Origin of the sequence: Streptomyces sp. NPDC050504, from assembly GCF_044458065.1 — a bacterium.
Classification (GTDB): Bacteria; Actinomycetota; Actinomycetes; order Streptomycetales; family Streptomycetaceae; genus Streptomyces.
In genome coordinates this window covers 874,041-897,886 of the sequence record NZ_JBITHO010000002.1, presented here as the reverse complement: position 1 = coordinate 897,886, position 23,846 = coordinate 874,041, and the positions used below count along the sequence as shown (strand labels likewise).

At 75.0% G+C, this 23,846-nt stretch carries 19 protein-coding genes; 13 read left to right on the top strand and 6 right to left on the bottom strand.

Features of this window, described 5'->3' with window-relative positions; translation table 11 throughout:
• Positions 1 to 22 precede the first annotated feature (22 nt).
• Entirely contained in the window at positions 23 to 2,455 is a 2,433-nt protein-coding gene (locus tag ACIBNE_RS09790) for a beta-glucosidase (protein ID WP_399271277.1), read from the bottom strand.
• Positions 2,456 to 2,752: 297 nt separating this feature from the next.
• On the opposite strand from ACIBNE_RS09790, the gene ACIBNE_RS09785 reads away from it, so the two are divergent.
• The gene (locus ACIBNE_RS09785; protein ID WP_399270939.1) at positions 2,753 to 3,325 is read left to right on the top strand and encodes a TetR/AcrR family transcriptional regulator; all 573 of its coding nucleotides are present in this window, start codon (positions 2,753 to 2,755) and stop codon (positions 3,323 to 3,325) included.
• Positions 3,326 to 3,519: 194 nt separating this feature from the next.
• Here the strand turns inward: ACIBNE_RS09785 and ACIBNE_RS09780 are convergent, their stop codons facing one another.
• Positions 3,520 to 4,821, bottom strand: coding sequence for a pyroglutamyl peptidase (locus tag ACIBNE_RS09780; protein WP_399270938.1), 1,302 nt, complete (start codon positions 4,819 to 4,821; stop codon positions 3,520 to 3,522).
• Positions 4,822 to 4,830: 9 nt separating this feature from the next.
• Positions 4,831 to 5,439, bottom strand: coding sequence for a LysE family transporter (locus ACIBNE_RS09775; RefSeq protein ID WP_399270937.1), 609 nt, complete (start codon positions 5,437 to 5,439; stop codon positions 4,831 to 4,833).
• 181 nt (positions 5,440 to 5,620) lie between these two features.
• Between ACIBNE_RS09775 and ACIBNE_RS09770 the strand changes: the two genes are divergently transcribed.
• Complete coding sequence (locus ACIBNE_RS09770) at positions 5,621 to 6,427, top strand: pentapeptide repeat-containing protein (RefSeq protein ID WP_399270936.1); 807 nt, start codon at positions 5,621 to 5,623, stop codon at positions 6,425 to 6,427.
• Between the two features lie 166 nt (positions 6,428 to 6,593).
• On the opposite strand, the gene ACIBNE_RS09765 is transcribed toward ACIBNE_RS09770, so the two are convergent.
• Entirely contained in the window at positions 6,594 to 7,355 is a 762-nt protein-coding gene (locus ACIBNE_RS09765) for an EI24 domain-containing protein (protein WP_399270935.1), read from the bottom strand.
• 140 nt (positions 7,356 to 7,495) lie between these two features.
• On the opposite strand from ACIBNE_RS09765, the gene ACIBNE_RS09760 reads away from it, so the two are divergent.
• Positions 7,496 to 10,072 carry a M14 family zinc carboxypeptidase gene (locus ACIBNE_RS09760; RefSeq protein WP_399270934.1) on the top strand — a complete coding sequence of 859 codons (2,577 nt, stop codon included), beginning with the start codon at positions 7,496 to 7,498 and terminating at the stop codon, positions 10,070 to 10,072.
• Positions 10,073 to 10,133: 61 nt separating this feature from the next.
• On the opposite strand, the gene ACIBNE_RS09755 is transcribed toward ACIBNE_RS09760, so the two are convergent.
• Both ACIBNE_RS09755 and ACIBNE_RS09750 read right to left on the bottom strand, forming a co-directional pair.
• Positions 10,134 to 10,559, bottom strand: a complete 426-nt coding sequence (locus ACIBNE_RS09755; RefSeq protein WP_399270933.1) for an organic hydroperoxide resistance protein — start codon at positions 10,557 to 10,559, stop codon at positions 10,134 to 10,136.
• 39 nt (positions 10,560 to 10,598) lie between these two features.
• Entirely contained in the window at positions 10,599 to 11,633 is a 1,035-nt protein-coding gene (locus tag ACIBNE_RS09750; RefSeq protein ID WP_399270932.1) for an NADP-dependent oxidoreductase, read from the bottom strand.
• 284 nt (positions 11,634 to 11,917) lie between these two features.
• Here ACIBNE_RS09750 and ACIBNE_RS09745 point away from each other — a divergent pair, with 284 nt between their 5' ends.
• From ACIBNE_RS09745 to ACIBNE_RS09700, 10 genes are all read left to right on the top strand, one after another.
• Positions 11,918 to 12,505, top strand: a complete 588-nt coding sequence (locus ACIBNE_RS09745) for a hypothetical protein (protein ID WP_399270931.1) — start codon at positions 11,918 to 11,920, stop codon at positions 12,503 to 12,505.
• A 103-nt stretch (positions 12,506 to 12,608) separates the two neighbouring features.
• The gene (locus ACIBNE_RS09740) at positions 12,609 to 13,646 is read left to right on the top strand and encodes a rod shape-determining protein (RefSeq protein ID WP_399270930.1); all 1,038 of its coding nucleotides are present in this window, start codon (positions 12,609 to 12,611) and stop codon (positions 13,644 to 13,646) included.
• 140 nt (positions 13,647 to 13,786) lie between these two features.
• Entirely contained in the window at positions 13,787 to 15,382 is a 1,596-nt protein-coding gene (locus ACIBNE_RS09735; protein ID WP_399270929.1) for a GAF domain-containing protein, read from the top strand.
• 43 nt (positions 15,383 to 15,425) lie between these two features.
• Positions 15,426 to 16,049: a hypothetical protein gene (locus ACIBNE_RS09730; protein WP_399270928.1), complete on the top strand. Its 624-nt coding sequence runs from the start codon at positions 15,426 to 15,428 to the stop codon at positions 16,047 to 16,049.
• A gap of 93 nt (positions 16,050 to 16,142) precedes the next feature.
• Positions 16,143 to 17,342, top strand: coding sequence for a nitrate/nitrite transporter (locus ACIBNE_RS09725; RefSeq protein ID WP_399270927.1), 1,200 nt, complete (start codon positions 16,143 to 16,145; stop codon positions 17,340 to 17,342).
• Positions 17,343 to 17,483: 141 nt separating this feature from the next.
• Positions 17,484 to 18,932 (top strand): acyl-CoA synthetase, encoded by a 1,449-nt coding sequence (locus ACIBNE_RS09720; protein ID WP_399270926.1) that lies wholly within the window; start codon positions 17,484 to 17,486, stop codon positions 18,930 to 18,932.
• Positions 18,925 to 20,310 (top strand): carboxyl transferase domain-containing protein, encoded by a 1,386-nt coding sequence (locus tag ACIBNE_RS09715; RefSeq protein WP_399270925.1) that lies wholly within the window; start codon positions 18,925 to 18,927, stop codon positions 20,308 to 20,310. The genes ACIBNE_RS09720 and ACIBNE_RS09715 overlap by 8 nt, the downstream gene beginning before the upstream one ends.
• 93 nt (positions 20,311 to 20,403) lie before the next feature.
• Complete coding sequence (locus ACIBNE_RS09710) at positions 20,404 to 20,865, top strand: CU044_2847 family protein (RefSeq protein WP_399271276.1); 462 nt, start codon at positions 20,404 to 20,406, stop codon at positions 20,863 to 20,865.
• Entirely contained in the window at positions 20,862 to 22,760 is a 1,899-nt protein-coding gene (locus ACIBNE_RS09705; RefSeq protein ID WP_399270924.1) for a trypsin-like peptidase domain-containing protein, read from the top strand. Before ACIBNE_RS09710 ends, ACIBNE_RS09705 begins: the two co-directional genes overlap by 4 nt.
• 66 nt (positions 22,761 to 22,826) lie before the next feature.
• Positions 22,827 to 23,834 (top strand): AAA family ATPase, encoded by a 1,008-nt coding sequence (locus ACIBNE_RS09700; protein WP_399270923.1) that lies wholly within the window; start codon positions 22,827 to 22,829, stop codon positions 23,832 to 23,834.
• The last annotated feature ends 12 nt before the right edge of the window (positions 23,835 to 23,846 follow it).

Below are 23,846 nucleotides of genomic sequence, written 5' to 3'. Positions count from 1 at the left end.
AGCCGGTGGCTCACCGGGTCGGTCACACGGTCAGCGGGATGCTCAGGCGGGCGTCGCCGAGCGAGCGGGCCGCCAGGAGTTCGTAGCCGCCCCGGACCGCGGTCCAGGCTCCCGCGGTCCCGTCCCAGACCTCGAAGGCGCGGCGGTCCAGGGCGATCTCCACCTCGACGTCCTCGCCCGGCGCGGCCTCGACGACGGCGAAGCCCGCGAGGCGGCGGGCGGGCAGCTCGGCACCGGCCGGGGCCCGCGCGTCCTCCCCCGGCGCGAGGTAGAGCTGGACGGTCTCGCGGCCGGGGCGGGTGCCGGTGTTGCGCACGCGGACGCGGGCGGCGTCCCGGGTCGCCTCCAGGGACTCGTACTCCCAGGAGGTGTACGTGAGGCCGTGTCCGAAGGGGTACGCGGGGACGGCGCACGCCCGGTCCCAGGCGCGGTAGCCGATGAACACGCCCTCCGCGTAGGCGAGGCGGCCGTCGGTGGGGACGACCTCGGTGACGGGGGCGTCGGCGAGGGCCCCGGGCCAGGTGGTGGGCAGGCGTCCGCCGGGCTCCTCGGCGCCGAACAGGACGTCGGCGAGGGCGGCGCCGCCCTCCTGGCCAGGGAACCAGGTGAGGAGGATCGCCGCGACCTCCTCGCGCCACGGCAGCTCGACCGGGGAGCCGGCGTTGACCACGACGACGGTGTTCGGGTTGGCGGCGGCGACCGCGCGGACCAGGTCGTCCTGACGGCCGGGCAGCCGCAGGTCGGTGCGGTCGAAGCCCTCGGACTCCACGCGCTCGGTGGTGGCGACGACCACGACGGCGGTGTCGGCGGCGCGGGCGGCCGCGGCGGCCCGAGCGATCAGTTCGTCGGCGTCGCGCAGCGGGGGCCGGTGCAGGAGCGAGAACATCACGGCGGGCAGCGGGAGGGCGGTGAGGTCGCCCACGGGGTGGGTCAGCGAGACCTCGACGGGTTCGCCCGCGGCGAGGTGGACGCGGGCCCGCTCGGCGGGGGTGCCGGAGAACGCCTCGAAGGGGTCGGCCCCGCCGCCGGGGCGCTGTGCGCCTTCCCAGACCGTCCCGCCCGCCACCTTGAGCGTGAACGCGCCGAGACCCCGGGTGCCGAAGGCGTGCTCGCCGCCCTCGCGCGGGGTGAGGGTGCCGGTGACCTCGATGGTGTGCAGGGCCGCGTGGGTGACGCCTTCGGGGAGGTCGTCGCCGATCCACTGGACCTGGCCCGAGGACAGCGGGCGCTCCCCGATGACGGCGCCCGACGCGTCGCGGCAGACGGCGCGCAGCGTCCAGCCCCGGTCGGCCGGGGTCAGCCCGTCCTCGGGGTCGGCGCCGACGGCGTACGTCACGGCGCCTTCGGGCAGCGCGGCGGTCAGGCCCTCCAGCGGGGAGACGACGCGCTCGGGGAAGACGGTCGCGGAGCCGCCGCCGAGCACCCGGGCGTCGCGGGCGGCGGCGCCGCTGACGGCGAGGGTGGTGGTGCGGGCGGGGTCGAGGGGCAGTACGGGCCCCCGGCCGCGCGCCAGGTTCCGTACGAGGACGAAGGAGCGGTGGGCGATCTCGCGGGCCAGGGCCGGTCCGTCGATCCCGGCGGGCGGGTCGGAGACGACGGGCCGGGCGCCGTCCAGGGCGCCGACGCGGGCGGCGAGGCGCAGGACGTTGCGCACCGCCTCGTCGACGGCGGCCTCCTCGACCTCGCCCGCGCGGACGGCGGCGGCCAGCGGCTCGCCGTACACGGTCGCCGGGCCCGGCATCGCGATGTCCAGGCCGCCCTCGATGCCGCCCCTGGTGGAGCGGGCGGCCGTCCAGTCGGAGACGATCGCGCCGTCGAAGCCCCACTCGCCGCGCAGGACGGTGTTCTGGAGGTGGTGGTGCTCGGTCATCGTCACGCCGTTGACCTGGTTGTAGGCCGCCATGACGCCCCAGGGGCGGGCGTTCTTGACGATCTTCTCGAAGGGCGCGAGGTACAGCTCGCGCAGGGCGCGGGGTTCGACGGCGTTGTCGACGGTGAAGCGGTCGGTCTCGGCGTCGTTGGCGACGAAGTGCTTGACCGTGGTGCCGACGCCGCCGTCCTGGACGCCCAGGACGTAGCCCGTGCCGATCTCGCCCGTGAGGTACGGGTCCTCGCTGTAGCACTCGAAGTGGCGGCCGCCGAGCGGGGAGCGGTGGAGGTTGACCGTGGGCGCGAGCAGGACGTGGACGCCCTTGCGGCGGGCCTCCTGCGCGAGGAGGCGGCCCGCGCGGCGGGCGAGGGCCGGGTCCCAGGCGGCGGCGAGCGCGGTGGGCGACGGCAGGGCGACCGAGGGGTCGTCGGCGCTCCAGCGCACGCCCCGGACGCCGACGGGGCCGTCGGACATGACGAGCGGGGCGAGGCCGATCTCGGGGAGCGCGGGCAGCGACCACATGTCCCGGCCGCCCAGGAGGCGGGCCTTGGCGTCGAGGTCGAGCTTGCCGAGCGCGGTCTCCACCGCCGCGTCGCGGGCCTGGTCGGCGGCGGTGTACGCGCACGGTTCCGGGGCGGGTTCGCGGGGTTCCGGGGCGGATGCGCGGGGTTCCGGGGCGGCCACGGCCGTACCTCCTCGTCGACGTCCTGACGTCCTGCCTTGCCCACCAGGGTTACGCCATGGTTACTCGCGAAACCTGTGAGACGGTAGGTGTTGTTACCCGTTCGATACCTTCGATGCGTGACGTACGGTCCTGCTGCGTACGTACCGCGTACGTGCCGTGCGCGCCATGCGTACGGGGCCGTGAGCGAGGAGGCGGGCATGTCGAGGGCCAGGAGCGTGGAGCGGCGCGCCGACATCCTGCGGGCGGCCCTTGAGGTCATCGCGGAGCGCGGCTACCGGGGCGCGTCGCTGGCGGCGGTCGCGGAGCGCGTCGGCCTCACCCAGCAGGGGCTGCTGCACCACTTCCCCACGAAGGAGGCGCTGCTCGTCGCGGTGCTGGCGGAGCGGGACCGGTGGGACACCGGGGGCGGGTCCGCGGGCCCCGCGGAGAGCTGGCGGCTCGACCTGGTCGACGCGCTCGTGGAGTACAACGCGATGCGGCCCGGGATCGTCCAGACGTTCTCCGCGCTGCTCGGCGAGAGCGTCACGGACGGGCACCCGGCGCGGGAGTTCTTCACGGGGCGGTACGCCCAGGTGCGGGGGCAGATGGGGGCGGTGCTGCGGGCGGAGTTCGGGGAGCGGCTGCCCGGGGGGCTGCCGGTGGAGCGGGCGGCGCCGCTGTTGGTGGCGGTGATGGACGGGTTGCAGTACCAGTGGCTCCTCGATCCCGAGGGGGTGGACATGCCGGGGGCGTTCCGCGATTTCCTGGGGTTGTTGCGGGGGGCGCGCTGACGGGCGGGGTGGGGTGGGGTGGGCTTCGTTGCCCGGGGGCGGGTCGTTGCCGGGGGCGCCGTTTTCGCCTGTGGCGAGCCCGCTCGCGGTGGGTGGGTGCGTTGCGCGTGTGCCCCACCCTCGCGCAGTTCCCCGCGCCCCCGTCGGGGGCGCGGGGAACTGCGCGACCAGCCCGTCACCGGGCCGCCGCCCCGCTACCCCGCGAGCGCCGCGCGCACTATCTCGCGCACCTGGGCGACGATCTCCGACCGGTTCCGTACGAAGTCCGGGTCCTCGATCTCCGTCGCGTTCCCCGCCCCGAACTCCAGCACCGGCGTGTGCACGTGCCCCGCGGGCAGCCGCGCGCCGAGCCCCAGCCGGTCCCGCAGCAGCGTCGCGCGGTAGGCGATCTCGTTCGAGAGGTAGTTGCCGCCGCCCCCGGACCTGGCCGCCGAACCCGGGGTCGGGCCCTCGGGCCGTACCACAGGACCCGTACCGCCCGCCGGGACCTCCGTCACCTCCGTGTTGTCCCGCACGGGGAACCGCCCCGTCGCCGCGCCCACGATCGCCCCGTACGGCAGCGTCGTCGCCGTCCACTGCGGCTGCGACGCCGGATCGGCGACCGGCACGACCCCCGTCGACGACGCGTTCTCGTTGTCGCCGAAGCCGCCCCGCCACGCCCCGTTGTACCGCTCGATGTCGAACCGGCCCGGCCGCCCCTGGCTGACCGTCGTGACCAGGTCCGCCTTCGGCAGCACGGGGCGCAGCGCCCGCTCCACCGTGCCGTCCGCGAAGTCGGCCCAGCGGACCGGGAACACGGCCGTCTCGATCCTCGCCCACCGGCCCGACGCCGTGCGGACCAGCGTGCCGTCCAGCGCGAGCGCCGTCGCGCCCGACGGGTTGCCGATCCGGATGTCGCGGTCCAGCGTGAAGGGGTCGAAGCCGGTCAGGACCACGCGCTCGACGCCCTTGCCCGCGCCCTTGCCGCTTCGGAAGTCCATCGAGTCCTGGCCCCTGGAGGAGCGCTCCAGGCGGTCGAGCAGCCGCGCCCTCTGCCGGTCCGAGAGGCCGAACCCCGGTTCCCAGGAACGTAGTTCGCGCGTCATGCCGAGCCGAGCCCAGTACAGCGGCCGGTCGTCGCCCCGGCTCAGGTCGCCGCCCGCCGGGCCCCTGCCCTGGGCCCGGTCCACCGCCCTGCGCCACAGCCGCTCGGCGTGCCGCTCGACCGTGCGCTCGGCCGCGCGGTACGAACCGGCCCGCGCGAGCGAGCGCGCGAACTCCGGTGCCGCCGCGTCGAATCCGGCGCGCTCCAGGATCTCCTGCGGGACCGCCCGGTCGAGCCGCTGCTCCTCGACGGTGGGCGCGGCGGACGCGACGGGCGCGGTCGGCGCGGCGTCGAGCGCCTGGGCGGGCGCCGTGCCCGCCGCCAGCGCGGCCAGCGCCACGAGGCCGGTCAGACCGGTGAGCGCGGAGAGGCGCGTGCGGCCACGGGGACGTGTGCGTACGGGAGTTGTCATCGCGGCAGGCTAGCGCGCGAAGCCCAGCGTGACACCCAGACCGACCAGTACCGACCCGATTCCCCGGTTCAGCGCCTTCTGCCTGCGGAGCATCGCCGTGCGCAGCCGGGAGTCGGAGAAGAAGAGCGCGACCAGGCCGAACCAGCACAGGTGCGCGAAGGACATGAACAGCCCGTACCCCGCCTGCTGCCACACCGCCGTGTCCGGGCCGACCACCTGGGTGAACGTCGACACGACGAAGAGCGTCGTCTTGGGGTTGAGCGCGTTGGTGAGGAAACCGGTCCGCAGCGCGCCCCAGTTGGACAGGCCGGGCCTGGACTCCAGGTCGACCGCGAGGTCGGCGCGCGCGAAGAAGGTGCGCAGCCCGATGTAGACGAGGTAGGCGGCGCCCGCGAGCTTGATCGCGGTGAACAGCTCGGTGGACGACGCGATCAGCAGGCCGACGCCGAGCATGGTGTAGGTGACGTGCACCAGCACGCCCGCGGCGACTCCGGCGGCGCCGAACAGGCCCGTCGTACGCCCGTAGAGGTAGCTGTTGCGCACGACCATCGCGAAGTCGGCACCGGGGCTGATGACGGCGAGGATCGTGATCACTGCGACGGCGAGGACTTCGGTCATGGGCCGATGCTGGGGGAAGGCGCCGCGTCGATCAAGGGGTACGGGAAATTGCTGCCGGTGGGTGCGGGGCGGCTGGGCGGGTCTCGACCGGTTGGTCCCGGATGAGGCGCCTCACCTACGATGCGTCCCGCCCGTGCTGCCCGTACGGCCCGTACCGCCCGCACCTCTGGAGCCCTCCGCCATGTCCGACACCGACGTCCTGCGCGCCGACTGCGCGAACTGCTTCGGGCTGTGCTGCGTCGCGCTCGCCTTCACCGCGTCGACCGACTTCGCGGTCGACAAGGCGGCCGGGGAGCCCTGCGCGAACCTGCGGGAGGACTTCCGCTGTTCCGTCCACACGAAGCTGCGGTCCGAGGGCTTCCAGGGGTGCACGGTGTACGACTGCTTCGGCGCCGGGCAGCGGATCTCGGGGACCACGTTCGCGGGGCGCAACTGGCGGGAGCACCCCGAGGAGCGGGACGAGATGTTCGCGCTGCTGCCGGTGATGCGGCAGCTCCACGAGCTGCTCTGGTACGTGACCCAGGCCCTGGGCCGGGCGGCGGCCGCGCCCGTCCACGCGGAGCTGCGGGCGCTGCTCGACGAGACGGAGGCGCTGGCCCTGCGGCCGGCCGGGGAACTGCTGCGGCTGGACGTGGCGGCGCAGCGGCAGAAGGTGAACGTGCTGCTGCTGCGGGCGAGCGAGTTGGTGCGGGCGGAGGCGAAGCCCGGCAGGAAGAAGAACCGGCGCGGGGCGAACCTCTTCGGCGCGAAGCTGCGCGGGGCGGACCTGCGGGGGGCGGACCTGCGGGGCGCCTATCTGATCGCGGCGGACCTGCGGGGGGCGGACCTGCGGTTGGCCGATGTGATCGGGGCGGATTTCCGTGACGCGGATGTCCGGGGGGCGGATTTCTCGGGGTGCCTGTTCTTGACGCAGTCGCAGGTGTCGGCGGCGCGGGGGGATGCGGAGACCCGGCTCCCGGGGGACGTTTCGCGCCCGTCGCACTGGTAGCGGAGGGGGTTTTGCTGCGCGGGGCGGGCGGGGACGCGGGTGGCGAGCCTGCTCGCGGTGGGTGGGGACGTGCGGCATCTGCCCCGCCCTCGCGCAAGCCACCACCGGGCCGCAGGTCCGCACTCCCCTGGCGGGCCCGCCGCCCCCGGGCAACGGGCGCCCCCCGTCAGAGGGTCTTCGCGGGCGCAGCCCGCTCCTCGTCGATCTCCCGTGCCATGAGGGTCGCCCCCGCCACCGCCCCCGGCATCAGGAACACCGCCACGAACGGCACCAGGAAGGCCAGCGCCAGGGGGACGCCGAAGCCCAGGGTCCGCAGCCGCCGCCCCTTCAGCAGCCGCAGCCGCTCCCGCAGCTCCACGCCCCTGCGCTGGAGCGCCACCGCCGTCAGCTCCTCCGCCAGGAAGAAGCCGGACACGCAGAAGCCGAGCACCGGCACGACGGTCTGCCCGAGCACCGGCACGAAGCCGAGCCCGAACAGCAGCGCGCCCCAGAGCGCGACCCGCACCACGACCCGCAGGCTGTCGCGGGCCGAGATCCACAGGTCGCGCCAGAGCGGCAGCCCTGAGGTGGGCACGTCGCCGCCCTCCTCGCGGTCCACGGCCTCCGACAGCGACTCGTAGAAGGGCTGGCCGACCAGGAGCGTCACGGCCGTGAAGGTGACCACGGCCAGGAAGAGGCCGAGCAGGAAGACCAGCACCGTGAGGGTCTTGCGCAGCAGCCCCTCCCACAGCGACGACCAGTCGTCGGCGAACGGCGTCGCCCAGGCCACGAAGTCGTCGGCGCCGTACGCGAGGCCGACGAGGGCACCGGCGTACAGGACGAAGGTGATCAGCCCCGGGAGGAGACCCAGCCGGAACCACCGGCCGTGGCCCGCGATCCACCGCTGGCCCTTCATCAGGTGCCCGAAGCCCACTCCAAGATCACGCATGGGGCCATGCTAGAGCGCGAAAAGGGCGGGACCGCCCCCGGGGTTGTCGAGGTGAGACGAACGCACTCTTGTTGCGGGCGAGTTCAGCGGGTAGACCCCTGCCTATTGATCACGTCCACACTCCACCGGGGGTCCACCGCATGGGCACACGCATACCCAGGTCCGTACTGATCGCCACCGCCGCGCTCGCGGGCACCGCCCTCCTCGTGCCGTCCGCAGGCGCCCGCCCCGGGCCCGGTCCGGCGTCCGGGCCGGTCAGGGAGGGGGCCGGGCGCGACGGGGTCTCCGCGCTCGCCGTACCGCAGCCGCCCGCCGGGGCCCCGGCCGCCGCCCGGCTGTCGGGGGCCGCGGGGCGGGACGCCGCGCCGCTGGACAACACCAGCGGCTATCCGCGCCGCACCGCCCTCAAGGCGCCGCCCGTCAACACTGCCGACAAGTCGATAAAGCTCGGCCTCGTGCCGTACCACTCCATAGCCCCGCGCCTCAACGCGCTGCAGAAGCTGGGCGACCGGGTCAGCGTGGAGGTCGCCGGGCGCTCGGCGGGCGGCCACGAGCTGTACCTGGTGACCGTCACCGCGCCGGAGAGCGCGCGCGAGGCCCGCGAGCAGGAGCGGATGCGCGAGCGCATCGAGCACGCGCCCGCCGCCGCCGCGAAGGACCGGGCGCTCAAGTCCGCGTACAAGACGCCGCTGTTCATCAACAACAACATCCACGGCAACGAGTGGGAGGGCACCGACGCCGCGCTGAAGCTCATCGAGGAGCTGGCGCGGGCGAAGGACGCGAAGACCCGGGACCTGCTCGCCAGGAGCCGGATCTACCTGAACGTCACCGCCAACCCCGACGGGCGCATCGCGGGCACCCGCGCCAACGGCAACGGCTTCGACCTCAACCGGGACTTCATCACCGCGTCCCAGCCCGAGGCCCGCGCGATCCGGCGCATCGCCATCGACAAGCAGCCCGCGACGATGCTCGACCTGCACGGGTACGTGAACGGCACGCTGATCGAGCCGACGACCCCGCCGCACGGCGAGAACTACGAGTACGACCTCTTCCTGAAGAACTCCTACGCCAACGCGCTCGGCATGGAGAAGGCCGTCAACGGCCTCGGCTACACGCCGAAGGAGGACGGCGTGGAGCCTGCCGTCATCCCCTTCCGCGACCAGCAGGAGGGCTGGGACGACTGGCCGCCGATCTTCACCCCGCAGTACATGCCGTTCCAGGGCGCGGTCGCCGCGCACACCATCGAGTTCCCGATGGCGGTGAACAACGAGGAGTACGACACCCTGCCGGTCGCCGAGCTGCGCCGCCGTTCCGTGATCAACACGCGGATCGCGGGCGCGGCGATGCGCGCGACGCTCGACTACACGCACCGGCACCGCGCTTCGGTGATCGCCGACCAGATCGAGACGTTCCGGCGCGGTGCGGCGGGCGAGGCGCAGCGGCCGGTGTCGGACGAGACGGTGCCCGGGGTGCCGGGCATCGGTCCCGAGGACGTCTACACGACCGAGTTCCCGCGCGCCTACGTCATTCCGGCGGGGCGCGGCCAGCGTTCGGCGACGGCGGCGGCGCGGCTGGTGGACCACCTGATCGCCAATGACGTGAAGGTGCTGCGGGCGGTGAAGCCGGTGCGCGCGGGCGGGCGGGCGTACCCGGCGGGCTCGTACGTGGTGGACATGCGCCAGCCCAAGCGCGGCATCGCCAACGTGATGCTCGCGGACGGGCGGGACATCAGCGCGGACGTCTCCGCGATGTACGACATCTCGGGCTGGAGCCTCGGCCGTCTGTGGGGCGCGACCGTGGTGGGCGTGAAGGGCGGGAACCCGTACGTCTCCGGGCGCCCGGTGCACGCGGCGGCGCCGACCGGGTACGTCGCGCCGCACGGTGACCTGAAGCTGCGGCTGGACGACCCGAAGGAGGTCGCGGCCCTCAACTCGCTCCTCGGGCAGGGCGTGCGGGTGCGCGGGGCGGCGGACGGTTCGGCACTGGTGCCGGGCTCGGCGCGGAAGGCCGCGGGGGTCCTGGCGGACCGGCTCGGGGTGGCGTTCTCGGCGACCCGCGAGAAGGGCGGCGCGGCGCTGGCCCGCACCCGGATCGCGGCGGCGGCGAGCGCGGGCGAGGCGTTCGCGCTGCGGGAGATGGGCTTCGAGGTGCTGCCGGTGTCGACGGCGACGCTCAACTCCGGTTCCTTCGACTGGTCGAGGGCCGATGCGCTGTACGTCTCCGGGGGTCTGGAGTACGGGCGGCTGAACGCGGCGGCGAAGAAGGGCGTGGACCGGTTCGTCGGCGCGGGCCACGCGTTCGTCGGGCTCGGCGCGGACGGCGCGGCGTTCAACGCGGCGGCCGGGCTCGTGGCGGCGAAGGCCGTGGCGGGGACGGACTCCGCGAACGGTGTCGTACGGGTGGTCAACGCGCCGGGCAGCGCGATCACGGGCGGGGCCCCGAGGCACTCGTTCGTCTACGCGCCGCTGTGGTTCACCGGGTTGGGCGCGGGGGTGCGGGCCGAGCAGCGGTACGGGGCCGGTGCTCCGCTGGTCTCCGGGCACTGGCGCGCGGGCGAGGGCGGGGCCGGGGGCCCCGCCGACGCGGCGGGCCGGGCGTCGGTGGTGAGCGGGGCGGCGAAGTCCGGTGCGCCGGTCGCCCTGTTCGGCACGGAACCGCTGTTCCGGGACCACCCGAAGGGCCTGTTCGCGCAGGTCGCGCGGGCGCTGCTGCGGTAGCGGGCGGGGTTGCCCGTGCTGGACGTGTCCGTCCAGCACGGGCGACCGGTCAGGCGACCGGTCAGGCGACCGCGAGGTCGACCGTGATGTTGCCGCGGGTCGCCTTGGAGTACGGGCAGACCTGGTGGGCCTTCGCCACGAGGTCGCGCGCGGTCGCGGCGTCCGCGTTGGGGATGCTCACGGAGATCTTGACGATGATGCCGAAGCCGTCGTCGTTCTTGCCGATGCCGACCTCGGCGGTGACCGTCGAGCCGGAGATGTCGGCCTTCGCCTCGCGGGCGACGACGCCGAGCGCGCCCTGGAAGCAGGCGCTGTACCCGGCGGCGAAGAGCTGCTCGGGGTTGGTGCCCGCGCCGGAGCCGCCCATGGCCTTCGGCGGGTTGACGACGACGTCGAGCTGGCCGTCGTCGGTGGAGACGCGGCCGTCACGGCCGTTCTCGGCGGTGGCGACGGCGGTGTAGAGGACGTCGGACTGCTGGATGGGCATGGTGGCGTGACCCTCCTGAGAAGTGAGAATGGAAAAAGCTTATCGGATCGTGGAAACGACCATCTTGCCGGTGTTCTCGCCGCGGAGCATGCCGAGGAAGGCGTCGTAGCCGTTCTCGATGCCCTCGACCACGGTCTCGCGGTACTTCAGCTCGCCCGACGCCAGCCAGGAGCCGACCTCCTGGACGAAGCGGCCCTGGAGGTCGTAGTGGTCGCCGACGAGGATGCCCTGGAGGCGGAGCCGCTTGCCGATGATCATCGGCATGTTGCGCGGGCCCGGGTGCGGCTCGGTGTCGTTGTAGCCGGAGATCATCCCGCAGACGGTGACGCGGCCGTGGACCTTGAGGGCGCCGATCGCGGCTTCGAGGTGGTCGCCGCCGACGTTGTCGAAGTAGACGTCGATGCCGTCGGGGGCGGCGGCGGCCAGCTGCTCGTGGACGGGACCGTTCTTGTAGTTGAACGCCGCGTCGAAGCCCAGCTCGTCGACGAGGTACTTGACCTTCTCGTCGGAGCCCGCGGAGCCGATGACGCGGGAGGCGCCCTTGATGCGGGCCATCTGGCCGACCTGGTTGCCGACGGCGCCGGCGGCGCCGGAGACGAAGACCGCGTCGCCCTCCTTGAAGGAGGCGACCTCGAAGAGGCCCGCGTAGGCGGTCAGGCCGGTCATGCCGAGGACGCCGAGGTAGGCGGAGAGCGGTGCGAGGTCCGCGTCGACCTTGACGGCCTGCGCGGCGTCGACGTCGGCGTACTCGCGCCAGCCGGAGAAGTGCAGGACGTGGTCGCCGACCGCGAAGCCGTCCGCGCGGGACGCGACGACCTCGCCCACGGCGCCGCCCTCCATCGGCCTGTCCAGCGCGAACGCGGGGATGTACGACTTCGTCTCGTCCATGCGGCCGCGCATGTAGGGGTCCACGGAGAAGTGGAGGTTGCGGACGAGGATCCGGCCCTCGCCCGGGGCCACGACGGGGACCTCGCGCAGCGCGACGTCCTCGGCCTCGGGCCAGCCGTGGGGGCGGGCCACGAGGTGCCACTCGCGGGAGGTGGCGGGGAGCTGGGGGAGCGTGGGGTCGGTCATGGGCCGGGGCCTCCTAGAAAAGCTTTATGAACTCAAACAACCATGCTCATCAATATTTAACATTGTCAAGTAAATGCGGATGGGGCGGGGGGTGTGGGGGTGGGTGGTGCGGTGGTGCGATGCGGTGCAGCGCGGTGGTGCGGTGCGGGTGGGTGGGCCGCTGCGCGGGACGGTTCCCCACCCCGCCCCTCCCCGAAACCCCGCCGGGGGCGGGGTGGCGCATTCGCGTCGCGCGTGTGCCCCGCCCCGGCGCAGCGGGAGCCCGACCCGCCATGATTGGCCGCATGAGCAGCGCGCAGCGCCCCCTCGGCCCCCGGGAGTTCCAGCTCGTCCTCCTCCGCCGCATGGCCGACCACCAGCCCGACCTCGTCGCCGACGCCCGCCGCGCCCTGGGCGCGTCCCTCACCGAGCAGCGCGACGCCAACCGGCGCTGGCAGGCCGCGTCCCACGGACCCGGCGGTCGTGGCGGGCGCGGCGGCCTCTCCCGGTACCGCGCGGTCCTCGGCGCCCCCGAGGCCACCGCCCGGCGCCAGGTGGGCGACCTGGTGTGCGAGGCGCACCAGTGGCCCGTACCCCTCTGGCCCGACCTACGCTTCGAGGTCGTGGCCGCGCCGGGCGGCGCCGTCTGGAACGAGTGGCTCGTCCGCGCCCCCGGCGCCCCCGCACCCCGGCTGACCTGTGCGGACGACCTCGCGCCCTGGTCCTGCACGGTCGACGAGGTGGCCCGCGCCTTCGCCCCCGTACGCCCCCTGGAAGGCACCGCCCCCACCCGCTGGGGGCTCGCGTTCGCGCTCCCCGACGGGCGGCGCTGCGCGGCCGAGTTCACCTGGGGCCTCCTCCAGCGCACCGCGCTCGACCACCGGGGCCCCTGACCCGCCCCTGACCCCCCGTCCGATCTGGCGGCCCGTCAGGGGCGTACCCCCCGACGGCTCAGCCCAGCGCGCGCCGCGCCCCCGGCGGACGCACGATGCGATCATGACCGTGAGTCTTGAGCAGTTGCGCCGTTGCCATGTCGCCGTCGACCTCGGGGCCGCGAGGACCAGGGTGTACGTCAAGGGGGCGGGGCTCGTCGTGGACGAGCCGAGCGTCGCCGCGGTGAACACCAGGACCGGCGCCCTGATCGCCGTGGGCGCCTTCGCCGAGCAGATGACCGGCCGCACCCCCGACTACATCCGGGTCGTGCGCCCCGTCTCCGGCGGCACCGTCGTCGACATCGAGATGGCCCAGCGCATGCTCCGCCAGCTCCTCGGCGAGAAGCTCCGCCGCCAGCTGCGCCGCAAGCCCCGGCTGCGGGCCGCCGCCGCGACCCCGCACGACAGCGATCCGCTCGCCCAGCGCGCCACCGTCGAAACCCTGGTCGGCCTCGGGGCCCGCCGCGTCGAGCTGGTCGACACGCTGATCGCCGCCGCCGTCGGCTGCGGGCTGCCCGTCGAGCAGCCGACCGCCACCATGATCATGGTGTGCGGCGCCGCCACCACCCAGGTCGCCGTCCTCTCGCTGGGCGCGATCGTCACCGCCCAGCGGATCCCGGTCGGCGGCGACGCCATCGACCACGCGGTCATCCAGCACCTGCGCCACCAGCACGAGCTGATGCTGCCCAGCCAGTCCGTGCGCCCGCTGCAACTGGCGCTCAGCAGCAACGGGCTGACCCCCCAGGGGCCCGAGTCGACCGAGATCCACGGACGCGACGTGGCGACCGGGCTCGCCCGCTCCGTCCACGTGGACACCGCGGCCGTACGGGAGGCCATCCACACCCCGCTCACCGCCGTCCTGGACGGCATCGGCAAGGTGCTCCGGGACTGCCCGCCCGACCTGGTCGCCGACCTCGCGGACCGCGGGATCATGATGGTCGGCGGGAGCGCGCTGCTGCCCGGCCTGGACCAGATGCTGCGCGAGGCGACGGGCATGCCGGTGCACATCGCGGAGCGGCCCGACGTCTGCGCGATCCTCGGGCTCGGCGCGATGCTGGAGGGCAAGATCGAACCGATGGTGCTCGACCCGCTCGCGGGCTGACCCGGATGCCGGACGCCGCGCTCCCGCCCCGGACCCCATCCCCGCAGTCCCCCGATCCGTCCGCTTCCCCCGATCCGTCCGCTCCCGCTTCCCCCGGCTCCTCCGCTCCTTCCGCCGACCCCTCCGCGCAGAAGCTGCCGATGCTGCTCGAAGCCGTCCTCGGCGTCGGCACCGACCTGGAGCTGCGCACCACGCTCCAGCACATCGTCACCTCCGCGCGCGACCTGTCCGGCGCCCGCTACGCCGCGCTCGGCGTGCTCGACCCCGAGCGCGGCGGGCTCACCGAGTTCGTCACCGACGGGCTCACCGAGGCCGAGCGGGAGCGGATCGACCGGGTCCCCGACGGCCGCGGCGGGCCGCTCGGGCCCCTCGGACCCCTCGGGCTGCTCGTCAGGGAATCCGGAACGCTGCGGATCGACGACGTGGACGCCGATCCGCGCGCGGCGGGACTGCCGCCCGGCCACCCTCCCGTGCGCTCCTTCCTCGGGGTGCCGATCCAGGTGCACACCGAGGTCTTCGGCAACCTCTACCTGGCCGGGAAGGCGGACGGCCCCTTCACCGACGACGACACGGCGGTGCTGCGGGTCCTCGCCTCGCAGGCGGGCATCGCCATCGGCAACGCCCGGCTCTACGACACGGCCCGCAGACGGGAGCGGTGGATCGAGGGCGCGGCGGCCGTCACCACCGCGCTGCTCACCGGCGAGAGCGCGGCGGACGCGCTGATGACCGTCGCCGAGCGGGCCAGGTCGCTGGCGGACGCGGCGGCCGGCGTGGTGCTCCAGCCGACCGACGAGGGCGGGATGGAGATCGTCGCGGCCTCGACGCTGGAGGACCCGGCGGGCCTGGTCGGCACCACGATCGAGCCCGGCTCGCCCGTGCTGGTCCAACTCCTGGGCGGGGAGCCGGTGTTCATCGAGGACTCGGCGACCGACCCCCGGATGACCACGCACGTGCGCAGCCGCTTCGGGCCCAGCATGATGCTGCCGTTGCAGAGCGGCGGCAGGCTGATCGGCACGCTGGCCCTCCCCCGGCGGCGCGGCGCGCCGCCGTACAGCGCCGTGGACCGGCTGCTCGCCTCGCAGTTCGCCTCGCAGGCGGCCCTCGCGCTGGTGCTCGCCGACGCCCAGCACGACCGGGAGCAGCTGGCGGTGTACGAGGACCGCGACCGCATCGCCCGCGATCTGCACGACCTGGTGGTCCAGCGGCTGTTCGCCACCGAGATGATGCTGGAGTCCACCCGGCGCAGGGCGCTGGTGCCCGAGGCCGACGGGCTGATCGCGCGGGCCGTCGACGAGCTGGACGCCACCATCCAGGAGGTGCGGACCGCGATCTTCGCGCTCCAGCAGCCGCCCGCCGACGCGCCCACCACGTTCCGGGGCCGGGTGCTCAAGGAGACGGCGGGCGCCGCCGCGCTCCTGGGCTTCCGTCCCTCGGTGCACTTCACGGGTGCGGTGGACGCGCTGGTGGGCGAGCCGGACGCGGCGGCGCTGCTCGCGGAGCTGCGCAGGGCGCTCGCGGCGGCGCACCGGCGGCCGGGGATCTCGGCGGTGGACGTGGCGGTGTCGGCGTCCGGCGAGGGGCCCGTGCGGCTGACGGTGACCGACGACGGGACGCGGGACGACGGGGAGCGCGGCACGACGGTGGAGTGGACGTCGGCGGCGCGACCGGCCGCCGGGAGGGACGGTGGCGGGACCGTCGGGAAGGGCGCAGGGGAGACCTCCGTACCGGCCGAATAATTCGCTCGCGGGGCGGGGCCGCCTGGCCCCACAGTGGTGCGCCATGAGCGAGTTGTGGACGACCGGCCTCGCGGGCGCGGCGGCCGGCCTGGGCGTGGCCGTACCCATCGGGGCGATGGGCGTGCTGCTGATCCAGGAGGGCATGCGCGACCGGCGCGGCGCCGTCGCCGCCGCGGCCGCCGTCGCGACGGTCGACATGGCGTACGCGGCCGTGGCGACCGCGCTCGGCCCGCTCGTCGCCGCCGCGCTCTCCGGGGTCGAGGCGTGGGTGCGGCTGGTCTCGGCGGGCGTGCTGCTGACGATCGCGGGCCGCGGCCTGTGGGCGGCGCGGCACGGGACGCAGGCCCCGCCGCCGGATTCGGGCGGCGGCGCGGGGGCGGTGCGGACGTTCACCAGGTTCGCCGCGCTGACGCTGATCAACCCCACCACCGCGCTGTACTTCGCGGCGCTGACCACGGCCCAGGGCTCCGCCCTCAGCGGCGGCGTCCAGGGGACGGTATTCGTCGCGGCGGTCTTCGCGGCGTCGCTGCTGTGGCAGCAGCTGCTGGTCGCGGCCAGTTCGTTCGCCGGGGCGCGGATCTCGGCGACGGCGCGGGCGTGGACGTTCCGCGTGGGGTACGGACTGGTGGCGGTGTACGCGGTGAAGATCGCGCTGCCGCTTCCGTAGCCCGCTGCCGCTTCCGTAGCCCCCTCGCCGGAGGTTCCCCCGTTCGGAGCAGTCCACCGGGCCGCGCGGGCCCGCGCCTCCTTGACTGGTGCCGTGGAAGCCCCCGAGAAACCGCAGCAGGAGAAGCCCCCGGCCGCCGCGTACCGCAACCTCGTGACGGCGACGGTCGGCTTCGCGCTGACCTTCTGGGCGTGGTCCCTGATCGCGCCGCTGGGCAGCGACTACAAGGAACGCCTGGGCCTGTCGTCCTTCCAGCAGTCGCTGCTGGTCGCGGTCCCGGTGATCGTGGGGTCGCTGGGCCGCATCCCGGTGGGCGCGCTCACCGACAAGTACGGCGCGAAGAAGATGTTCCCGCTGGTGTCGGCGCTCACCATCGTGCCGGTCCTGCTGCTGATCCCGGCGCGCGACTCGTACGGGCTGATGCTGGCGGTGGGGTTCCTCCTCGGCCTCGGCGGCACGACCTTCGCGATCGGCGTCCCGCTGGTCAACTCCTGGTTCCCGCCCGCCAGGCGCGGCTCGGCGATCGGGGTCTTCGGCATGGGCATGGGCGGTGTCGCGCTCTCCGGGTACTTCACGCCGCGCATGGCGGAGCACGGCGAGAACCTGCCGTTCACGGTGGTCGCGATCGCGCTCGCGGTGTACGCGGTGGCGGCCGTGTTCCTGGTCTCGGACCGGCCCGGCAGGGCCGTCCCGACGGACTCCCTCGGCACGCGGCTCGGGCGGGCCGGGCGGCTGCGGGTGACGTGGGAGCTGTCCGCGCTGTACGCGATCGGGTTCGGCGGGATCGTCGCCTTCGGGGTCTACCTCCCGACGTACCTCAAGACCTGGTACGAGCTCGATCCCACCGACGCGGGCACCAAGGCGGCGGGGTTCGCCCTGGTCACGGTCGTCTTCCGGCCCTTCGGCGGGTGGTTGTCCGACCGGGTGCACCCGGCGGTGGTCACCGCGGGGGCGCTGGCGGCCGTCGCCCTGTTCGCGGTCGTCCAGGCCTTCGACCCGTCGCTCGCCCCCGTCGGCACGGTGTCGCTCCTGCTCATGGCGGCGGGGCTCGGCACGGCGAGCGGCAGCGTCTTCGCGCTGGTCGCGCAGGTGACGCCGCAGCCGCAGGTGGGGAGCGTGACGGGGATCGTGGGGGCGGTGGGGGGACTGGGGGGCTTCGTACCGCCGCTGGTGATGGGGGCGATCTACAGCGCGAAGGATTCGTACTCGATCGGCTTCATGCTGCTGTCGGACCTGGCGCTGGCGGGGTGCGTGTACGCCTACGTCCGCATGCGGACGCTGCGGGCGGGGTAGGGGGCGGCCCTGTCGGGGCGCCGTCGCCCCGGGGGGGGCGGGCCGCTCGCGCGGTTCGCCGCGCCCCCGGAGGCGCGCGGGTGACCACCGACACCCCTCTCCGCGGCCCCACGCCCACCCCCCACCGCCTACTGTGCTGGCGTGACGACGCCACTCTTTCCCCTGGTCCAGGACGGCTCCGCCGACGAAGCCGTACGGTTCGGCGAGCGCTCCCTCTCCTACGCCGAACTGGCCGCCGCCGCGGGCGGCATCGCGCACCGCCTCCCGCCCGGCGGGCGCGTCGCGATCTGGGCGACGCCCTCCCTGGAGACCGCCGTCGGCGCGGTCGCCGCGCTCCTCGCGGGCGTGCCCGCCGTACCGCTCAACCCCAGGACCGGCGCGCGCGAACTCGCGCACATCCTGGCCGACAGCGCCCCCGCCGCGGTGCTCGCCGCCCCCGGGGACGTACTCCCCGAAGCACTCGCCGCCCTCCCCCGCGTCGACGTGCCGACGGACGCGGGGGAGCGCGTGCCGCTTCCTCCCGAGCCCTCCCCCGAGACCCCCGCCTTCATCGTCTACACCTCCGGCACCACCGGCCCTCCCAAGGGCGTCGTCCTCCCCCGGCGCGCCGTCGCCGTCACGCTCGACGCGCTGGCGGAGGCGTGGGGCTGGACCGGGGACGACGTCCTCGTGCACGCACTGCCGCTGTTCCACGTCCACGGCCTGGTCCTGGGCGTGCTCGGCCCGCTGCGGCGCGGCGGGGCGGTCCGCCACCTGGGCCGGTTCTCCGTGGCCGGCGTGGCCCGCGAGCTGTCCGACGGCGCCACGATGCTGTTCGGCGTGCCGACGATGTACCACCGCATCGCCGAGGCCCTGGGCGATGCGGACCAGGGCCTCGCCCAGGCCCTGCGCTCCGCCCGCCTCCTCGTCTCCGGCTCCGCCGCCCTGCCCCTCCACGACCACGAGCGCATCACCGCGGCGACCGGCCGCCGCGTCGTCGAGCGGTACGGGATGACCGAGACGCTCATGAACACGAGCGTGCGCCCGGAGCACGACCCGCTCCCCGGCTCGGTGGGCGTGCCGCTGCGCGGCGTCGGACTGCGGCTCGTCGACGAGGACGGCACGGAGATCACCGCGCGGGACGGCGAGACGGTCGGGGAGATCCAGGTGAAGGGCGCGCACCTCTTCACCGAGTACCTCAACCGCCCCGACGCGACCGCGGCCGCCTTCGACGGGGACTGGTTCCGCACGGGCGACATGGCGACGCTCTCCCCCGGCGGGCACGTCCGCATCGTGGGCCGCAAGGCCACCGACCTGATCAAGAGCGGCGGCTACAAGATCGGCGCGGGCGAGATCGAGAACGCGCTCCTGGACCACCCCGGGGTCCGCGAGGCGGCCGTGACCGGTGAGCCCGACCCCGACCTCGGCGAGCGGATCGTCGCCTGGGTGGTGCCCGCGGACGCCCGAAGGCCGCCCGCCGCCGACGAGTTGGCCGACCACGTCGCCGCCCAGCTCGCCCCGCACAAGCGCCCCCGCACGGTCCGCTACCTCGACGTCCTCCCCCGCAACGACATGGGCAAGATCATGAAGCGGGCGCTGCCCCATGGCTGAGCGGCCAGTCGACAGCAGCCCGACCCGCCACGGCCGCACGTCCGCCCGCGAGGCGATCGCCGCCGTGACGGAGGAGTTCCACGAGCACGACCCCGCCGAACGCGTCACGACCGGCGAAGGACCACTGGACTGGGCGGGCTACGCCGAGTCCCGCGCCCGCGCGGCCGCGCGCACGGGCGAGGAGGAGTCCGTGGTCTACGGGCTCGGCACGATCGGCGAGGTCACCTGCGTCGTCCTGTCCTTCGAGTTCGGCTACCTCGGCGGCTCGCTCGGCCGCCGCACGGGCGACCGCGTCGTCGGCGCCCACCGGCTGGCCCGCGCGCACGGCTTCCCGCTGGTCTCGCTCGTCGCCACGGGCGGCAGCCGGATGCAGGAGGGCATGGTCGCGCTGACCCAACTACAGCGCGTCGCCAAGGAGTCCGTGCTGCTGCGCGACGCGGGCGTGGCCCAGGTCGCGGTGGTGCGCGACCCGACGACGGGCGGCGGCTGGGCCACGCTCGGCGCGGGCGCGGACGTGATCCTGGCGCTGCCCGGCGCGCAGGTCGCGTTCGCCGGGTCACGGGTGCGGCCCGCGGGCGCCGACCCGGCCGCGTACACCGCCGAGGGGCAGTACGAGGCCGGGCAGGTCGACGCGGTCGTGTCCCCCGACGCGCTGCGCGAGACGCTGACGCACTGGGTGCTCGCGCTCTCCCGCGCCCACTCCTTCCGGCCCGCCCCGGTCCCCGACGCGCTGTCCGACGCGGAACCGCCCGCCACCGGCTGGGAAGCGGTGCGCCGGGCGCGCGACCCGGAGCGGCCCCGCGCGGACGCCTACCTGGACGCGTACTTCACGTACCGCGTGGAGCTGAGCGGCGACCGCTGCGGCGGCGGCCGCGACCCGGGGACGCGCTGCGGGCTCGGCCTGCGGGGCGGCCTGGCGTACGCGTACGTGGCGCAGTGCGGCACCGCGACCCTGCCCGCCGGCTACCGCACGGCGGCCCGCACGATCCGGCTCGCCGACCGCCTCGGCATCCCCGTGCTGACCCTGGTCGACACCCCGGGCGCCGCCAACGGCGCGGACGCCGAGCGGGCGGGGCAGGGCGCGGCCATCGCGGACGCCTTCGCCGCGGTGGCCGCCGCGCGGGTGCCGGTGACGACGCTGGTGGTCGGCGAGGGCGGTTCGGGCGGCGCGCTCGCGCTCACCTCGCCGGACAACACCTGGGTGACGGCGGACAGTTACTACTCGGTCATCGCCCCCGAGCTGGCGGCCGCGATCCTCAAGCGGGGCCCCGCGGACGTCGAGGCCACGGCGGACCAACTGAAGATCAGGCCGCAGGACTTGGTGGAGCTGGGCATCGCGCGCGGGATCGTGCGGCGACGGAATCCACCGGTGGACTGACAGGGCGCGGGGCCATCGGGGAGAATGTCAGCCTCCGCGGACAGGTCGGCGGACGGTTCAATGGGGCAGCGCACGGGGGACGTTGTGGATCAGATGGTCGAGTACACGATGACCGACGGCTCGACGGTGACCGTGGCGGTCGCCGAGAGCCGTACGACGGGTTCGCGCCCGGTGTCGCGCAACGGGCAGGGCGTGACGCGCGCGACGGAGACCTTCGAGGGGGCGCTGGAGAGCGTCAGATCTGCGGCGTCCGCCGCGCTCGCGGTGTTCCGGGACGGCAGCCTGCGGCCCGACTCGGTGGAGATCGAGTTCGGCGTGCAGCTGACGGCCGAGGCGGGCGCGGTGATCGCGAAGAGCTCGGTGGGCGGACACCTGACGGTCAAGCTGGCCTGGGCGCCGGGGAATTCGGCGCCGACGGCCGCTGAGGACCCGGGAGCGTCCACGGGCGCTCCCGCGGGCGCGGCCGGGGGCACGGGGACGCCCGCCGGTGCGGCGGCGCCCGTCAGTACGGGGACGGCCGCGGCCACGGGAACGTCCGGGACCGCCGGGCAGTGACCAGCGGCTCGTCCGGCCGGACCGGCACCCCGGGCCGCCCCGGCCACCCCGGCGGCTCCGCCGGTCCCGCCTGGCACGTGCGCGTCGAGTGCGGCCCCGAGGTGGGGGCCGGTTTCCTGGTGTCCGAGCGGCACGTGCTGACCTGTGCGCACGTGGTGCGGTACGACGACGGCGCGACCGTCGCGCTGGCCAACTCCGGGCGCCCCGAGCCGCTGTCCGCCCGGGTCGTCGCGCGCGGCACCTGGCAGCGGGAGACCGACCCCGGCGACGTGGCCGTGCTGGAACTGGACGCACCGGTGAGCGGGGTGCCCGCCGCGCGGTTCGCCGATCCTGGCGACGCCTACGCGCGGGCGGGGCGCGACCTGGTGGCGTACGGCTTCCCGGTGGGGTTCGACGAGGGGGCCCTCGCCAAGTACCGCCCGTTCGCAGGTCAGTTGATCGCCGACGAGTGGGTGCACCTGGAGGCGGTCAGCGGGCACGGGCAGCCGCTCGCCGAGGGCTTCAGCGGCTCGGCCGCGGTGATAGAGGGGACCGGCCTGGTCGCCGGGATGGTGACGTCCATCGCGGCCGACCCCGGGGTGCGCACCGGGCGGATGCTGCCGGTGCAGGTGCTGGTGCGCTACTGGCCGCCGCTGGCCGACCTCGTGCCGACGCCGGGGTACGAGCGGGCGGAGAAGACGGAGCTGCGGGAGCTGGTGGCCCGCGTCGAGGAGTACGGGCACGCCGAGTGCCGGGCCGACGAGCTGTACGCGCACGCGGCGGGCGGGCTGGCGCCCGAGCCGCCGCCCGGCGGCTTCCGGACGCTGTGGGACGCGCTGTGGTTCCTGCTCTCGGAGGTCTCGGCCGGGCCGGACGCCGACCCGGCGGCGCGGTTCGCCGAGCGGCTCGCCGCGCACGTCGCCGACCCGGAGCTGCGGCTCGGCCTGCGGTCCTGGGCGCGCGGACGCACGGGCGGGCGCGACGGCGGGGCGCGGCGGAGCACGACCGGCCGGACCGCGGGGGACGGGACCGGGGGTAACGGGACCGCGGGGAACGGGACCGCGGGCGACGGGACCCCGGGGGGCGCGGCCGCCGGGGCCGTACGCCCGTGGTCGCCGATCCTCGTGGAGATCGACCACAGCGGCGCCGACCGGGGCGTCTACCTCGTGGAGGTCTCCGCCTGCCACGACCGGGGCCGTCGGGTGGTGGGCACCGGCAAGCTGCCCAAGCGGTGCGTGAAGCCCCGGGTGCGGGAGTGGATCGGCGACGCGTACTGGGAGCTGGCGCAGGACGGCCGGGACCTGATCGCCTTCGTGCTGCCCCGCGCCTGGCTCAACGAGCCCGTCGACCGCTGGCCGCGCGCCAAGGGCGACACCTCGCCCATCGGGCTGTTCTCGCCCGTGGTGGTGATGGACCTGGAGCGGCGGCGCGACGGCGCGCTGCAACGCAGGCTCAAGGAGAAGTGGCAGCTCATCGACCGGCAGCCCGCCGGGCTCGAACTGCGCGCCGTGGCCTGCGGCGACACCAGGTCCCAGCCGCTGCTCGGCAGGCTCCGCAGGGGCTGCGAGCTGGCCGGCTTCCCCGGCCCGCCCAGGGCGGGCGCCGCCCGCAGGCTCCTGGAGGCCGGGCTCAACGCCCCCTCCCCCGCGCTGCTGTGGTCGCGCACCGGCTGCCGGGGCGACCACGCGGCCGACGCCCCGTGCCCCGGTGACGAGTTCCTGCGGGAGCTGGCGCGGCGCATCGAGGGCACGCCCGCCGCCGAACTCCCGGACGCCGTCCTGCGGTTGCGCGAGGAGGCGGCCGACGCGGAGGCCTCGGGAGAGGCCGCGCACTGGGCGCGGGACCTGACGCTGCTGTGGGAGGACCCGCGCTGGTTCCCCGAGACGACCGGGTACCGCAGACCCCCGACCAGCTGAGCGGCCCCGTACGGACGGGGCCGCCGGGTACCGGCCGAACGCCCGAGGACCGACCGAAGAGGAGAGATGAGCACCGAGACGTCACCGCTGTGGCCCGTCTACACCGGCACCGACGAGCCCCACGACCGCATCGAGCGGCTGCCGCCGCCCCCGCCGTGGCGCGCGTTCGACGGCTCCCCCGTGCTGCCGCCGCCCACCGGGCCGGTGGCCGCGCCACCGGACCGGGTGCACCGCGCCACCACGTACCAGGCGACCGACGAGGTCGTGCAGCTGGTGAACGCGGCGCTGTACCTGCGCCGCCCGCTGCTGGTGACGGGCCCGCCCGGCAGCGGCAAGTCGTCCCTGCCGCACGCCGTGGCGCGGGAGTTGCGGCTCGGCCCGCTGCTGCGCTGGAACATCACCAGCCGCACCACGCTCCAGGACGGCCTCTACCGCTACGACCCGCTGTCGCGGCTGTACGCGGCGAGCCGCGACGGCGGGCGGGGCAGGGTCGGCGGCGACGTCCAGGACCACCTGCGGCTCGGCCCGCTGGGCACGGCGCTGCTGCCGTACGAACGGCCGCGCGTACTGCTCATCGACGAGATCGACAAGAGCGACCTGGACCTGCCCAACGACCTGCTGCACGTCCTGGAGGAGGGCGAGTACGAGATCCCCGAGCTGGTGCGCGGCGCCACCGACGCCCAGGTGATGATCGCGGGCCAGGACGAGCGGGTGACCGTGCACAAGGGGCGGGTGCGCTGCCGCGCCTTCCCGTTCGTGGTGCTGACCAGCAACGGCGAGCGGGAGTTCCCGCCCGCGTTCCTGCGGCGCTGCGTCACGCTCCAGCTGCGCCAGCCGCAGCCCGCGCACCTGGCGGAGATCGTACGGGCGCACCTGGGCGGCCTCGACGCGTACGGGCAGAGCCTGGTCGACCAGTTCCTGCGCCGGGGCGACGAGGGTGAGCTGGCCACCGACCAGCTCCTCAACGCGATCTACCTGACCGGGGCCGCGGGCCTGACGGGCCGCACGCGCGACGAGCTGGCGCGGCGGCTGATGCCGTACCTGAGCCGCACGGCCGAACCCGACGAGTTCTGACGGCCGGTTCCC

Bases quoted from the DNA above. Each gene is read 5' to 3' on its own strand.
- ACIBNE_RS09735 (WP_399270929.1), top strand. From the start codon at position 13,787: ATGCTGCTCGAAGCCGTCCTCGGCGTCGGCACCGACCTGGAGCTGCGC.
- ACIBNE_RS09775 (WP_399270937.1), bottom strand. From the start codon at position 5,439: ATGACCGAAGTCCTCGCCGTCGCAGTGATCACGATCCTCGCCGTCATC.
- ACIBNE_RS09765 (WP_399270935.1), bottom strand. From the start codon at position 7,355: ATGCGTGATCTTGGAGTGGGCTTCGGGCACCTGATGAAGGGCCAGCGG.
- ACIBNE_RS09750 (WP_399270932.1), bottom strand. From the start codon at position 11,633: ATGACCGACCCCACGCTCCCCCAGCTCCCCGCCACCTCCCGCGAGTGG.
- ACIBNE_RS09745 (WP_399270931.1), top strand. From the start codon at position 11,918: ATGAGCAGCGCGCAGCGCCCCCTCGGCCCCCGGGAGTTCCAGCTCGTC.
- ACIBNE_RS09740 (WP_399270930.1), top strand. From the start codon at position 12,609: ATGACCGTGAGTCTTGAGCAGTTGCGCCGTTGCCATGTCGCCGTCGAC.
- ACIBNE_RS09780 (WP_399270938.1), bottom strand. From the start codon at position 4,821: ATGACAACTCCCGTACGCACACGTCCCCGTGGCCGCACGCGCCTCTCC.
- ACIBNE_RS09755 (WP_399270933.1), bottom strand. From the start codon at position 10,559: ATGCCCATCCAGCAGTCCGACGTCCTCTACACCGCCGTCGCCACCGCC.
- ACIBNE_RS09785 (WP_399270939.1), top strand. From the start codon at position 2,753: ATGTCGAGGGCCAGGAGCGTGGAGCGGCGCGCCGACATCCTGCGGGCG.
- ACIBNE_RS09770 (WP_399270936.1), top strand. From the start codon at position 5,621: ATGTCCGACACCGACGTCCTGCGCGCCGACTGCGCGAACTGCTTCGGG.
- ACIBNE_RS09710 (WP_399271276.1), top strand. From the start codon at position 20,404: ATGGTCGAGTACACGATGACCGACGGCTCGACGGTGACCGTGGCGGTC.
- ACIBNE_RS09730 (WP_399270928.1), top strand. From the start codon at position 15,426: ATGAGCGAGTTGTGGACGACCGGCCTCGCGGGCGCGGCGGCCGGCCTG.
- ACIBNE_RS09700 (WP_399270923.1), top strand. From the start codon at position 22,827: ATGAGCACCGAGACGTCACCGCTGTGGCCCGTCTACACCGGCACCGAC.
- ACIBNE_RS09715 (WP_399270925.1), top strand. From the start codon at position 18,925: ATGGCTGAGCGGCCAGTCGACAGCAGCCCGACCCGCCACGGCCGCACG.
- ACIBNE_RS09760 (WP_399270934.1), top strand. From the start codon at position 7,496: ATGGGCACACGCATACCCAGGTCCGTACTGATCGCCACCGCCGCGCTC.